Annotated in this window: 9 protein-coding genes; 1 reads left to right on the plus strand and 8 read right to left on the minus strand. The window is 34.8% G+C overall.

What is annotated here, in order from left to right:
• Positions 1-26: 26 nt before the first annotated feature.
• From CHSO_RS00920 to rimP, 8 genes are all read right to left on the minus strand, one after another.
• On the minus strand, positions 27-1,970 hold the full coding sequence (locus CHSO_RS00920; RefSeq protein ID WP_045491343.1) for a LysM peptidoglycan-binding domain-containing protein: 1,944 nt from the start codon (positions 1,968-1,970) through the stop codon (positions 27-29).
• 38 nt (positions 1,971-2,008) lie between these two features.
• Positions 2,009-3,595: a bacillithiol biosynthesis cysteine-adding enzyme BshC gene (gene bshC / locus CHSO_RS00925; protein WP_045491345.1), complete on the minus strand. Its 1,587-nt coding sequence runs from the start codon at positions 3,593-3,595 to the stop codon at positions 2,009-2,011.
• A 12-nt stretch (positions 3,596-3,607) separates the two neighbouring features.
• Entirely contained in the window at positions 3,608-5,545 is a 1,938-nt protein-coding gene (locus tag CHSO_RS00930; RefSeq protein WP_045491347.1) for a putative porin, read from the minus strand.
• Between the two features lie 88 nt (positions 5,546-5,633).
• Entirely contained in the window at positions 5,634-7,103 is a 1,470-nt protein-coding gene (locus CHSO_RS00935; protein WP_045491349.1) for a RagB/SusD family nutrient uptake outer membrane protein, read from the minus strand.
• A gap of 9 nt (positions 7,104-7,112) precedes the next feature.
• Positions 7,113-9,962 carry a SusC/RagA family TonB-linked outer membrane protein gene (locus CHSO_RS00940; RefSeq protein ID WP_045491351.1) on the minus strand — a complete coding sequence of 950 codons (2,850 nt, stop codon included), beginning with the start codon at positions 9,960-9,962 and terminating at the stop codon, positions 7,113-7,115.
• 832 nt (positions 9,963-10,794) lie between these two features.
• Entirely contained in the window at positions 10,795-13,755 is a 2,961-nt protein-coding gene (gene infB, locus CHSO_RS00945) for a translation initiation factor IF-2 (protein ID WP_045491352.1), read from the minus strand.
• Positions 13,756-13,833: 78 nt separating this feature from the next.
• A complete protein-coding gene (gene nusA, locus CHSO_RS00950; protein ID WP_045491354.1) occupies positions 13,834-15,069 on the minus strand; it encodes a transcription termination factor NusA in 1,236 nt (411 codons plus the stop codon).
• Positions 15,070-15,086: 17 nt separating this feature from the next.
• Positions 15,087-15,554 (minus strand): ribosome assembly cofactor RimP, encoded by a 468-nt coding sequence (rimP, locus tag CHSO_RS00955; RefSeq protein ID WP_045491356.1) that lies wholly within the window; start codon positions 15,552-15,554, stop codon positions 15,087-15,089.
• Between the two features lie 215 nt (positions 15,555-15,769).
• Between rimP and CHSO_RS00960 the strand changes: the two genes are divergently transcribed.
• Positions 15,770-17,083: a UDP-glucose dehydrogenase family protein gene (locus CHSO_RS00960; RefSeq protein WP_045491358.1), complete on the plus strand. Its 1,314-nt coding sequence runs from the start codon at positions 15,770-15,772 to the stop codon at positions 17,081-17,083.
• Position 17,084 lies beyond the last annotated feature (1 nt).

A 17,084-nucleotide genomic window follows, 5' to 3' on the forward strand; every position in this document is an offset into this window, starting at 1 on the left:
TATCCTTTTAAACAAAGATAAATCATCTAAGGTACCAATCGGATGACTCTGTACCCTGTGTTTACATAAGCTCCGTTTGCTTTAGATTTTACAAACTCGAATTTTGTTGCAAGCTGAGTCTGCACTTTATTCATCTGTTTGAAAATTTCTCCTTTTTTATTTTCTCTTGTCAACATATCATTAACCACATCAAAACCTACGATAGCATATTTTGGAGGGGTCTTGCAGTATTTACTTTTATAAGCTGCCAGAATCTCTTTTTCAAAGTTCCCGTCTGTATTGATCTTTCTGTCCATCAGATATACCAGGCTTGCCTGGCTCAAATCATCTACTTTCTTCTCAAAAACCGGAGAGTAGAACATACTGAATGCTTTTATCCCCTGTACTTCTTTAGAAAGAGCAATCACTTTATTTGCAAAAACGTCACCCATATCCTCATTGGCTAAAACAGCAATTACCGGTGCCGATTGCCCAGTCATCATATTTTGATCCAGCTGAATATCTGCCGGAGAGTTTACAATAACGATATTAGGATTTTTTACTGCTTTTTCAAGACCTGATTTAATGTAGTTTGCATTTTCTTTTTTAGCGTCTGTTACTACATATATTTTTTGATCTGAATATACTGCTTTAACTTCTTCTACAAGTTTATCTGCATAGGTTTGATTATTTGTTTCAACGATAATCAAATTGTTATAGTTGTACAATTCCGGTGTATTGGCAAATGGTGCAACTACAGGAATTTTTTGATTTTTAGTAAAATCTAATACGTCAATTACATTGGACTTAAAGAATGGACCAATAATAAGATCTGTATTTTCAGGATTGATCTGCGTTAGAGAATTCTTGAAAGAAGCTTCATTCCCTGAATCTACAATTTTCACATCCAGTTTCTGACCTCCTCTTGCATTTCTTTCAATAGCAAGTTTAGCACCTGTTAAGAAATCAAGAGCCATGCCTCTGTATTGAGTTTCGTTGGTACTGTATCCGAAAGGAAGCATCAATACTACACTTAATGCATCTCCGTTTTTCTTAACGTATACCGGATCCTGCTTTTTGATTCTTAAAACCATACCAGTTTTCAATCCTTTTGAAAGATCTGGGTTAAGAGCGATTAATTCATCAATACTTACTCCAAACTTATTTACAATGGAGAATACAGTATCTCCCTGCTGAACGGTATAGGTAACATAGTCATCACCAATCACTACATTATTGGAAGCCGGTGAAGGATTATCATTCCCTGCATCCATTTTTGCTTTTGAATTGGTAGTTTCAACTACAGTTTCTGTATTTGATCTTTTTATTTTGATAGTCTCACCAGGCTTTAATCCTTTTTCTTCCAATCCTGGATTTAAAGTATAAAGGTCTTGTTGGCTGATTCCAAACTGTTTTGTAATTCTGTAATAATTATCTTTGGCCTGGATCACGTAATTTTCTCCTTCTACAGCAGGTGTAGGTGTAGCTGTTACTGTTTTTTCAACAGGAGTCTCTACAGGTTTTGTTGCTGTTGCCGTTACTGTAGGCTGATCTCCACCATATTTTTTGATACTGGTAAGAGGCAATGTGATCTCATCCCCGATCTTCATGTGAGAATCCAATTCAGGATTCAGTTTTCTCAGATCTGTTTCAGAGATTCTGTATTGTTTTGTAATTCCATAGATTGTTTGCTTAGGCTGCAAAATAATTTTACCCACCGGAGTTCCCGCAATTGTACCCACTTTTTCAGGTGCAACAGTTTTAGGAGCAACTGCAGCTGCTGCTTTTTCTGTTTTTACGGTTAAAACATCTCCGATAGCCAGCTTGCCATCTTTATGTTTAGGGTTTAGCTTCAGCAATTCATCTACAGTTATTCCATACTTCTTTGCAATGTTGTAAGGATTGTCACCTTGTACAACGGTATGCGATTTCTGGGCTGAAACTCCCAAAACCATACATAAACTGGAAAGAATAAAAAACCTCTTTATCATATTCGATAATTATAATTTACAAAAATACTTCTTTAAAATTAAATGGCAACAATTATTAATTTGGAATCTTGAACCACCATCTCTTCCAAACAATTTTCAAGCCATGGATAGCCTTCATCTGAAAAGAATACACTAAAGTTATAAATTCTTTCCTGCCATGTTTTGGAAGGGTGTACATCTAAAAACAGATTTTCAAGCCTTTCCAACAATTCGTTTTGCTTTATTTTTTCAGCATGAAGAAGGCGTTTTTTCATTCTTTTAAATGATTTCAGCTGTCTTACTTCTTCTGCTTTCACCATATTACCAAAGGATTTCTCAGTAGTTTCGGCAGATGCTTTTAATTCAGCAAAGCTGCTGGTGAACATTTCTTCTTTTTTATCCAGTAATTCTAAAATAGAATTATCTTTTAAAATCTTGCGGTTGGTAATTACTGTAAAATTCTGGAAGAAGTCTTCTATTGTAAGATCAAGTTTTTCAATTTTCCCCAATGTTTTCTCTTTCAGGAAAAGCATGGAGTTTCTTGGAATCAGGATTGGGAACGGAATATTTAATTTTGAGAAATAATCTTTCAGTTCCAGCCAATACATAATTTCGGCATTCCCTCCGATATAGGCAAGATTCGGCAATACTTTTTCCTGATATACCGGACGCATTAAAGCATTCGGACTGAATTTTTCAGGATAATTTTCAAGCTCAGTGATGATTTCTTGTTCTGTAAACTGAATATCTGTATCTACAACAAAATATTTCTGTCCATTAAAATCAATTCTGTCTCTTGTTTCAGAAAGGTAAAAAAGATTAATTTCACGAGGATTCACCTGAACTTTTCCATATTTGTCAGTCAAGAAATCCACTTTATCTTTTGAAGTTTCCTGTAAACTGAAATTTAGCAGCTCATCTTTAAAGACATCTTTAATCTGTTCTTTAAGCTCCTTTGAATCTCCGTCTAATATCAATAATCCAAATTTTGAAAAAAGACGATTCACCAGAATCTGGATAGCCTGTGTCAAAGTATTTCCAACCTTATAGGCTTCTTTCAGCATTAAGATCAGTTCTGTACCGAAAACAGAATCTTTGAATTCTTTTTCAAATTCAGAAATAAAGTAAGTGTCGCTAATCTTAATCCTTCCTACAGGTCCACCGGATTTCTCATTAATCTCATAATAATTATTTTCCGTTTTAAAGTGATTGATCTCGGCAAAATCATGATCTTCAGAAGCCATCCAATATACCGGAACAAAATTAAAGTCCGGAAAATGCTCCTTAAGATAGGTGCAGGTTTTTATGGTCTGTAAAATTTTATAGACAAAGAAAACCGGTCCTGAAAACAAATTCAGCTGATGCCCGGTTGTAATGGTAAAAGTATTGGGCAGCTTCAGGTTTTCAATATTTTCTTTCTGTTTTGAAGAAAGAGTAAGCTCTGATAACTGCTTTTCAAATACATTAGACAATATATTCCTCTGTTCTGAAGAAAAGGAATCTTTTTTTAGGTGAATCTGCTGGCTGAAATGCTCCACAGAAAATGTTTTATTTTCAAAACCCTCAATATCTTGATTCAAAAAATCTTTTACTAATTGAGGTATGCTTTCTATATCATTAAATGATATTTTATTAATTGTTTTCAACCTGTATAGTTTTTAGTTGAACAAATACCACACAATTCCGATATTCAGTCTGAAATCATAGACCGGATAATGTGGAAATGCATAAGCTTTGTTAGTAGAAATAACAGTTCCAATTTGCTGTCCTTCTATAAAGAAGAACATTTTTTTCACCTTCATATTAATATATAAATCGGCAATAGGCTGCCCTCCGATAGCAAACGAATTATTGCCAGCAAGAACATATTCATTAAGAACCGGGAAGTATTCTCTGGAATTAAATTTAGAGAAATAATATACTTTAAGCCCTGCCTGAATTTCTGCCGCCTTTTTAAATGCCTGAGTCTGATAAAAGAAATTAGCTCTCCCTACAAAACTTGGCATTGGAAGCAGATTTTTATTGGTTAATGCATTTTGGAAATGCAATCTTGTATTCAAATGGAATTTTCCATAACTGAAAGTTGCATCTCCTCCAATCTGAGAAATATTCAATGAATTTTCGCTTTGTTTTGGAGCGTGACTGCTGTCAAAATAAGTATAATTATCGATTCTGAAATAGTTCGCAAAGATTTCTGTTTTAAACCATTTAAGATTAATACTTCCACCAAGTTCCATTACAGATTGGTTTTTCGCATTTTCAAGATAATAATTGAAGTTATTATACACAGAAGTATTCAATAAGTAGTTGAATGATGGATAAGCACTCTGGAAGTTTACTTTTGCATTCACAAAATAATCTTTTATCGGCTCAAATTTCAGATTATTCGTAGTTCTTAAGTAACTTTTAAACTGACTTCCGTTTGAGAACTCAAGGAATGAGTTCAACTGAACTTTATCCCAAAGTTTCACCTGTAGATTACCTACAGCCCCAATTCTGCTTTCTTTAAGTTCTGAAGGAAAAGGCACATTATTAATTGTTACAATATCATTGATTCCAAACTTAATCATCTGGTAACGAACTCCTGCATCTAACTTGAATTTTTCATTATCAAAAACTAAACTTAAAGTATTGCTCAGATTGCTGGAATATTTTTTCGTTGTCAAAGGAAATCCATTGACTAAATCAGCTGCTGTCTCATACCAATAATCTTCCAGCCCTCCCTGATTATAATAATATTTATTCCCCTGATGGAAAATTGTGTGCCTGATACGGAATGGAAACTTTTCAGCATTGAAAGGGGTAAACTGATGGCTCAGATAATATCTTCTGTAAGCAAACTGTGAACTTGTGGATGCAAGATAAACCTGGGCATTCTGTCTGTTTTTATAATTGCTGTCTCCACTTTGAAACAGGTTATCTTCTGTAATTCCCCCACTCTCCTGATTGTTGACATTCTGATGAAGGTAATGTGCAAACAATTCATAGTTTCCACTTTTCGAAACATAATGTCCTGAAAATATAGTATTGTTGTTCGCAGACAGGGAATTTCTATAAAGTCCCTGAGAACGAAGTCCCATATATTCAATCGCAAAATTGAATCTTTTTCCAATATTCTGAGTGTACGTTGATCTTAATGCAGCTCCATTTCTCATTGCATTATGATAGATAAATGTTGCCGTGGGTGTTTTCACATCGTAATACTTCACATCATTTGCTCCAAGAATCATATAAGATTTATTGGAAGGCAACAAAGATAAATTTTGCTCTGCATTTACTTCAAACACCAATGGATTAAAACCTGACCCAATGTTTGCAGGTTGTACTCTTCCGAAGTTATCGTTGTTATTATATTGTGAAAAAATATACGTTTTATCAAAAGTCATTACCGTATCAAAAACTTTCTTTTCTGAAAACTGAGTCTGATATTGATAATCATTGATGGTAGGTTTGAAAATTTTCAAGGAATCTTTCTTCCCGGAGTCTATGACCAGAGTATCTTCAGGTTTCTTGGATGTTTTAACATCTTCTGTTTTAACAACCTGTGCATTGGCAGCGAAGCCGAAGAAAGTGATTATGAAAAGGATATACTTCATTATTCATTATTGTTCAGCAAAAATAAGAAATAATAGTAAATAAAAAACCCCTGCTGTGAGCAGGGGTTATATATAATACTATGTTTGATTAGTAACCAGGATTTTGTACCATATTTGGATTGTTGTTCAACTCTGATTGAGGAATTGGCAAAAATCTAAATTGTTTTTTATCTGAAGTTATAGCAACCTGAGTCTGTGAGTTTGTAAACCCAATGTTGTTTCTCTTCAAGTCAGTTCTTCTAGTTCCTTCCAAGAATAATTCAGCATTTTTCTGGAAAAGAATTTCATCTAATAGAGCTGAACCAGCACCTGCATAAGCATAAGAAGGAGCTCTATTTGTTTTAACCCAAGTATTAAGCTCAGTAAGAGCAAGAGCTGGATTAGTGTGATAAAGCGCCTCTAATCTGATAAATACAGCCTCACTTCTTCTGAATACTACAATATCTCTTTCAAAAGATGTATACTTCAAAACGTCAATCGGTTTAGGATTATCACCTAAAGTCTGTACAAATGTATTATTCTGATACCAAGTATCTTTTCTAACATCATCACTACCAAGCTTATTATAGAAAGCTCTTGTTGCAAAGTTTTGTTTATAAGTCCCTGCCGATGACCACGTTGCCAACAAACCATCATTAGAACTTGGTAAATCTTTTGAATTATTATCAAGCTGGAAAATTGTTTCGTCTAATTCTCCTTCAGAACTTACGCTAAAATAATCTTTCACTTTATCAATAGACAACCCTTTAAAATTAGGCAATACTTTCTCAGCATATAATTGAGCATTAGGATAATCTTTAACAGCAAGGTAATATCTAGCATAGATCATGTTTAATGCATTTAAAGTAAGTCTCTTACTATTCTCACCTGCTGGTGAATCAGGATAAACTGTAAGAATACTTTTTTCAGCTTTCTTCAAATCTGCTAAAATAAAATCATAAGTCTGCTTTACAGTTGATCTACTTTTCTTAACCTGAATATCAAACTTATCAACTAATGGCAATCCTAACTCTTGGTTAGTTTCTCCATAGTTATCACAATATAATGAAGCTAGCTGAAGATATGCTAATGCTCTAACAGTATAAGCTTGTGCAAAATAATTTTCAGGTTTAATTGAAGTATTTAAATCATCTCCAATTTGACCATCTTTTTCTATAACCAAATTGGCATTACTAATAATTCTATATAATGAATTCCATAAATTTGCAACATCTCCGTTCGTAGCTACATAAAAAGACAAGTCTTTACTTCTTGTAGTTGAAAATCTGTTTGAATTTTTTAATCCTACAAAACCATTATCTGCTAATAATTCATTAAAAGTTAAAATAAGACCACCATAAGATGATTGTGTAACAAGAGAACTATTTAATGATAAGTCACCTGTATTCTGCATCATATTATATAAACCATTAACTGCAGTCTTAAGAGTAAGCTCACTCGTTATAGCCGTCTCTAAAGGGAGAGTAGTCGTAGGTTTTTCATCTAAAAAGTCATTGCTACAAGAAGCAAAGAAAACCGTTGATGCTAATAAAGCTATTTTTAATTTATAATTTTTCATTTTTTTTTTTTAAAAGTCTAGTGATATACCAAAAATATACTGTCTCAAGTTTGGCTGTGTTTGGTCATAGACCCCTAAATTAGCAGCTACACTTGCATTCGCATTTGAGTTAGATTCCGGATCAAAATATAATTTTTTATCAAATGCATATGTCCATAAATTCACCCCTCTTGCATATACATAAAGACCATTAAGTCCTTTGATATTCAAGAAATCTTTATTAAATCTATACCCAACTTCAATATTTTTAAGTCTGATGTGATCTCCTTTGAATAAATCTCTGGTAGATGCAGCTGTAGAGTTTTTATTTCCTCCATAAATATATTTAGGTCTAGAAGCATTTGGATTTTCAGGTGTCCAAGAATCATACAATGTACTACTTAATTGATTTAAATAAGCATAAGCTCCATCACTTCCATATACAAACGCCCAGTTGTCATACACATAGTAATCTCCCTGATAAGTAAACATAAATGATAACTTAAAATTCTTATAATTAAAATCATTTATGAAACTTGCCATATGCGTTGGAAGAGATTTTTTACCAGTAAATGATAATTTTGCAAGACCTGAATTATTCGTAGTCTTAGTCATAGTATCATCTGTATACCATAATGGATCTCCATTCTTAGGATCAACTCCAGCCCATAATCTTGTATAGTACTCTGTAGGGTTATGTCCTACAGCCCATCCTTTTAATCCTCCTGGCTGAATAACACCATCATTATTCAATTTAGAGATTTCCCCAGCATTATAACTATAATTACCAGTTACACTCCAGTTGAAGTTTTCATTATTAAGAATTCTTGCTGTTAATGAAGCTTCAAACCCTTTAGAGATTAGACTAGCGATGTTGGATGTATAATTAGGAATCCCGATACTTCCTGGCAATGGAACTCTATATACCAAATCGGCATTTTTATTTCTATAAATATCAAATGTACCTTTTAAGAAGCTTTTTTTACCTAAAGTAAATTCTAATCCGATATCACTCTTAACAGATTTTTCCCAGTTCACCCCTTCAACACCTACTGCATTATATAAGAAACTTCCGTTTGCCGACAAATAAGCTCCATTTAATGCTGCTTGAGCATATTTATCATAAGCTCCTGCTGCCGGGTTACCATTTTCCCCATAACTTCCTCTTACAGAAAGTTTTTTAACAAATCCATCTCCTATGAATTTAGAAACATCTACACTTGCACCTACCCCATAAAATGTTCCCCATTCTTTTGTAAATCCTGAATAACCATCACGTCTAATTGACCCGGATATTGTTACGAATTTATCATAAGTATAGCTAGCTCTCGCAATATACCCCATCAAGGCAGTATTTGTTGCACTAGAACTAGATGATACAGGATTCACACCTGCATTCGCATAAGGAAGACGTACACCACTGGCAAATCCTTGAGTTCCCATATCAATTGCTTCAGTATTTCTGTGTGTACTTTCTGTACCTACTGAAATGTTGACATCATGCTTTTCTGCAAAAACATTACTGTAGTGAACAAAGTTATACCAGTTCCAAGTTAATCTATTTCTAACAGCGTTATATAAGTTTCCGTTTCCGTTAGGATCTCCTGTATTCAAACCATCTCCAAAGTCAGGATTCCAAAATGTAATTTCTGAAGATGTAGTGTAATCTATACCAAAATTTGAGTTAAATCTAAAATTTGGTAAAAACTTATAATCTAAATCTACACTTGATAAAACTTTATTAAATGTTCCTTTATTGATGTTATTATCCTGAAGAGCAGCTGGATTAAAGGTTGGGTTTGTAAAATACAAATCAGTTACCTTATATGTCCCATCAGCGTTATACGCATTTTGAGTGGGAGACATAATACGTCCCGCGAACACTGGGTTAGAGAAAGAAGATCCATCTGTAGGTCCTTTTTGTACCGTTCTAGCCATGTTCGTACTAAACTTAAGGTTTAATTTATCACTGGCCTTCCAGTCAGCTCTTAAGCTTCCTGTATATCTATCAAATGAGGCATCTCTAGCTAAACCTTCTTGCTTTAAATATCCTAATGATGCAAAGATATTGAAACCTTCAGATCCTCCTGAATAACTTAAGTTATGTCTAGTATAAAATGGATTCTTACGTCTTACTAAGCTATTCCAATCTGTATCTGATTTTCCATCCCATCCAAACTCAGACTTTGCAATATCATAACCTTCTTGAAGAGATGAAGCATCACCAGAATTATAAAGTGACAATCCAAATAATTTAGTACTCTCTTCAGCGTTTAGCATCTTCATTTTATCAAAAGCAACATCAGATGCTCCTAATTCGCTGGTATAATTTATTTGAGATCTTCCTTTCTTCCCAGATTTAGTTGTAATTAAGATTACACCATTCGCACCCCTTGATCCGTATAGTGCTGTTGCAACTGCATCTTTCAATACTTTAATATCAGCAATGTCACTTGGGTTAATCATTGACAATGCACTTTGAGAAGCTAACAATCCAGAAATATCTCCTGATGGGATTGGAACTCCATCAATAACATATAAAGGATTATTATCTCCTGTAAGGGAAGTTAGACCTCTAATTAATGTAATAGAATTTGCACCAGGCTGTCCACTACTAGCAGTTGACATTAATCCCGGAGACTGTCCTTGCAATAAGTTATCTAGCGAAACAGCAGTTGGCTTATCCAAAATATCTCCCTTCACTACTCCCACGGATCCGGTTACCTGTTCTGGTATTTGTTTAATACCATAAGATCCTGTAATAACAACTTCATCAATTGTTTTTGAAGTTATGGTATCTTTCTTTGCTTTTTGCGCAAAAGCTGCTTGCCCCAAGAAGAACAATGCTCCAGCACTTAATACACGTAGTTTAACATTCATATTAACAAATTTTAATATATTTTAGAGGCAAATATGTTAATAAATATTAACACTAGCAAATTTTATATGCACAGATTAGTGATTTTCATTCACAATACAATAGAAACACCCCCTCCAAAACAGAAAGATTCACAATATTTACACACCTTTATTATTGAAAATAAAAAATAAACCTTCCAAAAAAGGAATTAACAATTAATAATTCGATGTAAAAAAAATTATTTATAATAAATCTAAATTATAATAGTGCTAATTTTCAGCTAAATAGATATTTAAAATAAAAAAAATTAATCAATTTTAGCAATATGCAAAGTTTTATATAGTACATGATATATCTTCTTTTTTCAGTTAAAAATCCTATTAAGCAACTCATTAATCGCATAACAACATTATTATCAGTAAAAAACTATTTTAACATTTTCTCATATCTAGAAACAGATTAGAAATACCACAAATGCGTGGATTGAAAACTAAAATTTTTTATTAAAGAGTTTCGATTTATTTTAACCTGAGTTCGGATTAAGATATTTCTGTTTTTAGTAAGTAAGAAAGCCTGGAGCTGGGAGAAGTAAGTAAGTTGAGGTTTAAAAAAAACTTAAAACCATGTAATTTATTCTTCCTTTAAAGACTGCTTCATCAAATTTTACGGCAACGTCAGAAATTGTAGTTCCGATAGTAACTTCCAGCCTCTCTCTTCCAGCTTACAGCCTATTATCCTTAATTTTATGATTCCGAACTTGGGGTATTTTATAAAAAACACTTTAACAAAGTGAGTATAAGCAAAAAAAAAGTCGTCTCAATGAGACGACTTTTTTTATCTATTTATCTGAAATTATTTCAGCTTTTTCTTAACAGCTACTTCTTCGTAAACTTCAAGAATATCTCCGATTTCAATATCGTTATAACCTTTTAAGTTCAATCCACATTCGTAACCTTTTGTTACTTCTTTTACATCATCTTTGAAACGCTTCAAGCTTTCAAGCTCTCCGTCGAATTTCACGATACCATCTCTTAACAGACGTACCTTAGACTGCCTTGTTACTTTTCCGGTAAGAACCATACAACCAGCAATTGAACCAACTTTAGAAATCTTGAATACCTCACGGATCTCGACATTTCCTATTACCTGCTCCTGAATTTCCGGAGAAAGCATTCCTTCCATTGCTTCTTTTACTTCATCGATTGCTTTATAGATTACAGAATATGTTCTGATTTCAATTTCCTCACGGTCTGCAAGGTCTTTTGCATTAGCACCAGCTCTTACGTTGAATCCTATGATAATAGCATCAGATGCTGCCGCTAAGTTGATATCAGATTCTGTGATCTGTCCTACACCTGAGTGAAGAATTTTAACGCTGATTTCTTCTGTTGATAATCTTTGTAACTGGTCAGAAAGTGCTTCAACAGAACCATCCACGTCTCCTTTAAGGATAATGTTCAATTCTTTGAACTCTCCTAAAGCAATACGTCTACCTAATTCTTCAAGCGTTGTATGTTTTTTCGTTCTGATAGAAAGTTCTCTCTGAAGTTGTTCTCTCTTGTTTGCAATAGCTTTACCTTCACTTTCGTCAGCATACACACGGAATTTATCACCAGCTGTTGGCGCTCCGTCTAATCCTAAGATTGTTGCCGGAATTGAAGGACCTGCTTCCGCAAGGTTTTTCCCTCTCTCATCCAGCAAAGCTTTTACTTTACCGTGGTTTTTACCTGCTACTACATAGTCTCCTACTCTTAAGGTTCCGGTCTGTACTAACATTGTAGCCACATAACCTCTACCTTTATCTAGAGATGCTTCAATAACAACACCGTTTGCTGTACGTTCAGGATTTGCTTTTAATTCAAGCATTTCAGCCTGTAATAAAACTTTCTCCAATAGTACATCTACATTATTACCAAACTTAGCTGAGATCTCCTGCGCCTGAACATTTCCACCCCATTCTTCCACAAGAACCGGAGGGTTCAATCCTGAAAGTTGCTGACGAATGTTATCTGGGTTAGCATTTGGCTTATCAACTTTGTTGATTGCAATAATCATTGGTACCTGTGCAGCCTGCGCGTGGGCAATTGCTTCTTTGGTCTGTGGCATTACATCATCATCGGCTGCAATTACAATAATCGCAATATCCGTGATCTGTGCACCTCTTGCTCTCATCGCTGTAAACGCTTCGTGACCAGGTGTATCCAAGAATGTAATTCTCTGACCATTTTCCAGTTTCACGTTATAAGCACCGATATGCTGAGTAATACCTCCGGATTCACCTGCAATTACATTAGTTTTTCTAACATAATCCAGTAATGAAGTTTTACCGTGGTCAACGTGTCCCATTACAGTAACTACTGGTGCTCTTGATACTAAGCTTTCTTCAGTATCAATTTCATCTTCCGATTCTGTATCTTCAAGATCTGCATCAGAGAATTCAATTTTATAACCGAATTCATCAGCTACTAATAATAAGGTATCTGCTTCCAGTCTTTGGTTCATGGTAACCATTACCCCAAGTGAGAAACATGCAGAAATTACTTCAGTTGGAGAAACATTCATTAAGCTGGCTAATTCACCTACTGTAATGAATTCTGTTACTTTAAGAGTTCTGTCTTGTGCTTCAAGCTCTTGTTGACGCTCATCTTGCTCTCTTCGGTAAGTTCTCTTATCTTTTCTGTGTTTTGCAGATTTAGATTTACCTCCTTTGTTGGTAAGTTTTTCTAAGGTTTCTTTGATCTGGTTTTTAACTTGTTCGTCAGTTAATTCAACTGGCATAACTCTTTGACCAGGTCTGTTGTTTTGACCTCCTTTTTTGAAGCCGCCACCACCTTGGCCACCTGGACGGTTTCCTCCTTGGTTATTTCCGAAACGGTTTCCACCTTGGCCTCCTCCTTGACCCGGTGGACGGTTTCCTTGTCCACCTTGACCTTGACGGTTTCCACCTTGTCCACCACCATTATTATTGTGTGGACGGTTTCCGCCTTGGCCACCTTGGTTATTTCCAGAGTTTTGATTGTTTCCACCTTGGCCTTGGTTATTCTGACCTCCACCACCTGGCTTTTCAATTCTCTTTCTTTTCTTTTTAGCACCAGCACCTGGTTTTGGAGCAAACTGAGTTAAGTCAATTTTTTCACCTACGATCTTAGGACCGTCCAGTTTCTGATAAACAGTTTCAATTTTTTGAGGTTCCTGAGATTCAGGTTCAGCCTCCACTTTTGGAGCTTCTATTTTTTTCTCTTCTACCACTGGTTTTGGAGTTTCTTTTACAGGTTCAACCGGTTTTGCTTCTTCTTTTTTCTCCTCCATTTTTGGTTTGTCTTTTTTCACAGGTCTATTTCTAGATTCTATCTGAGACAAATCAATTTTATCCAAAACTTTAAATTCCTGCTTTTCAGGAGCAGCTTTAACTTCCGGTTCTTCTTTCACTATTACTTCTTTCTTTTCTTCAACCGGTGTTGCTACAGGAGCAGCAGGTATTTCTTCAACTTCAGGCTTAGCAGGTTCTAAATCTATTTTACCTAAAATTTTAGTTTCTGGTTTATTTGCTTTAGCTCTTATCACTTCAGGGGTTTTCTTCTCTTCAATTTCCAGCTTTTCTTCCGGAACTTTAGTGATCACCACCTCATGGGAAGCCTTTCTTTGTTCGCCATCTTTGGCAAACTCAGCTTCCAATGCAGAATATGCCGATTCTTCCAATTGAGCGTTAGGATTGCCTTCAACTTCGAACCCCCTTGACTGTAAAAACTCTACTAATCTGGACATCGAAATATTGAATTCCTTAACCGCTTTATTTAATCTAATTTTTGGCATCTATATTATTTACTGTTTTTTAATTTTTAAAATTAAAGTATTTCCTTTTTACTGTCTTATTAAGATTTATTTCACATCTTAATCTTCAAATTCTTCTCTCAGAATACGTTTAACCTCTTCAATTGTTTCTTCTTCAAGGTCAACCATATTTAAAAGACTCTCAGTTTCTTTATCCAATACTGATTTTGCAGTCGTAAGGCCTACTTTCTTAAACTCATCCAAAATCCACTGCTCGATATCGTCATTAAATTCTCTCAATTCAACATCGTCATCCTCGCTGGACTCCCTATAAACATCAATCTCATATCCTGACAACCAAGAAGCCAGTCTGATATTTTGTCCTTGTTTTCCAATTACTTTAGAAATTTCTTCAACAGGAGTATATACTAACGCATAGTTAGCCTCTTCGTTGATGTCAATTTTATTAACCGTAACATTACCTAAAGCTCTCTTCACCAAAATCTCAGGGTTTTTAGACCACTGAATAACATCGATGTTTTCATTTCTCAATTCTCTTACTACTCCATGAATTCTGGATCCTTTCACTCCCACACAAGCTCCTACAGGATCAATTCTGTCATCATAAGCATCTACTGCGATCTTCGCCTTTTCTCCCGGAATTCTCACTACTTTTTTAAGAATGATAGTTCCGTCCTGAATTTCAGGAATTTCCAGCTCTAATAATTTCTCTAGGAATTTAGGTGCAGTTCTGGAAATAATAATCTGCGGTTTTGAACCTTTAAAATCTACTGTCTCAACAATAGCTCTGATATTCTCACCCTTTTTAAAGAAATCGGATGGGATCTGGTTTTCTTTTGGTAAAATGAATTCGTTTCCTTCGTCATCTAACAAAATTACATGTTTGTGACGGATGTGATGGATTTCCCCCACAACAATTTCACCAATTTTATCTCTAAACTGTTCGTACAGCATTGCATTATTATGCTCCTGAAGTTTTGTAGCCAGAATCTGCTTGAGGGTAAGAATATTTCTTCTTCCCAACTGAGCAACAGGAATTTCCATTGTAAAGTCCTCACCTACTTCGAAGGTAGGGTCAATCTTCTTCGCTTCAGAAATTTCAATTTCCAAATCGTCATCTTCAGACATTTCGTCCTCTACAATTGTTTTATTCAAAAATATCTGAAAATCTCCTTTATCCGGGTTTACAATCACATCAAAGTGGTCATCTGAATCGAATCTTTTTCTCAAAAGTGTCTTCAGTGAATCCTCAATAATTGCCATAAGATCAATCTTACTGATCCCCTTTTCGTCTTTAAAATCACCAAAGGATTCAATCAACGCTATATTATCCATCTATTCTTTTTTCTTTTTTAAAATTTAATTACTACTAATGCCTTTTTGATATCAGTGTAAGGAATTTCTTTTTCCTCTTCCACATCCACCTTTCCTTTCCCAATGTCTTTCGGTTTACGGTAACGTAAAACAAGAGTGATCTTCTCTTCGTCTACTTTTGACAATTCTCCTTCAATTTTAGAAGAATCCTCCAACATCACCTCAATCTCTCTTCCTATATTTTTATTGAACTGTCTTGGTGTTACTAATGGCTCGCTTAATCCTGCAGACATCACCTGAAGGCTAAAGTCATGCTCTTCACGATCCATATTGAATTCTATAGCACGGCTTGCATCAAGACAGTCCTGCAAAGAAACTCCATTATCTCCATCTAAAATCACTGTAACATCATCCCCTGCAGAAATCTTAAGATCTATAAGGAAAAGATCTTTTCTAGCTTCAAGGAATTCATTTAATAATTCTTCAATTCTTTTCTTAAACTCCATACATTCTTTTATCTTGATTTACAGTACGAAAAAAGGCTTTCTTGCGAAGCCTTCCCATTTTTTCCGTAAATCCATTGCAAATATACGCTTTTTTTCCAAAAATGCAAAATTATCTTATTATCAAGCAAATACACCGAAATTCATTTACATTAAATTAAACAAGCACATGAAGGTATTTTTATTATTTTTGTCTTTGAATTTAAAAAACAAACATTTTGAATATAACGATTGTAGGAACAGGTTATGTAGGGTTAGTTACAGGAACTACGCTTGCAGAACTTGGCAATTCAGTATACTGTGTTGATATTGATGAAAAAAAAGTAGAAGGTATGAAAAACGGCATCGTTCCCATCTATGAGCCGAACCTTGAAGAGATGTTTCTAAGAAATATCCAATCTGAAAGATTATTTTTCACCACCAATTTAAAAGAAGCTTTAGACAAAAGTGAAGTGATCTATCTGGCACTCCCTACCCCTCCCGGCGAGGATGGTTCAGCAGACCTTTCCTATGTATTAAAGGTAGCAAATGACATTGGAGAAATGATGACCGAATACAAGGTTGTCGTGAACAAAAGCACCGTTCCTGTAGGTACTGCAGACAGAGTAAGGGAAGCCATATCTTCTAAAACGGACATTCCTTTTGATGTTGTTTCTAATCCTGAATTTTTAAGAGAAGGTTTTGCTGTTGAAGATTCTATGAACCCTTCAAGAGTAGTTGTAGGTGCTAGTTCTGAAAAGGCTAAAAATATTATGGCTAAAATTTACCAGCCATTTACCAATACAGGGATCCCAATTATTTTCATGGATGAAAAATCATCTGAACTTACAAAATACGCGGCCAATTCATTCTTAGCTGTAAAGATTACCTTTATGAATGAAATCGCCAACTACTGTGAAAAAGTGGGTGCGGATGTAGATAAAGTAAGATTAGGAATGGGCAGTGATGACAGAATCGGGCACAGATTCCTGTTCCCAGGAATCGGATATGGTGGAAGCTGCTTCCCTAAGGATGTAAAAGCCCTTATAAAATCTGGAAAACAGGAAAATTTCAACTTCCAGATTCTGGAAGCTACAGAAAACGTAAATACTTCACAAAAGGTAATCCTTGTCTCTGAAATTGAAAAATACTTCGGGGGGAATATTGAAGGAAAAAAGATCGCAATGTGGGGACTTGCTTTCAAAGCCAACACAGATGACATCAGAGAAGCGTCTTCTTTAGATAACATTGCTCTTTTATTAGAAAAAGGAGCAACAGTAGTAGCTTATGATGCTGTTGCTGAAAACAATGTACAAAAACTTCTGGGAGACAAAATACAATATGCTAAAGGAATGTATGATGCACTGGAAGATGTAGATGCTTTATTTATTGCTACAGAATGGCCGGAATTCAAAAATCCTAATTTTGAACTTATGGCTAATAAAATGAAAAATAAAGTTATTTTTGATGGAAGGAATATGTATCCACTTGAAATCCCAGAGCAAAATGGGTTTTATTATAAAAGTATAGGCAGAAAAACAATTACAAAATAAA

Origin of the sequence: Chryseobacterium sp. StRB126 (genome assembly GCF_000829375.1) — a bacterium.
In the GTDB taxonomy this organism is placed as follows: Bacteria; Bacteroidota; Bacteroidia; order Flavobacteriales; family Weeksellaceae; genus Chryseobacterium.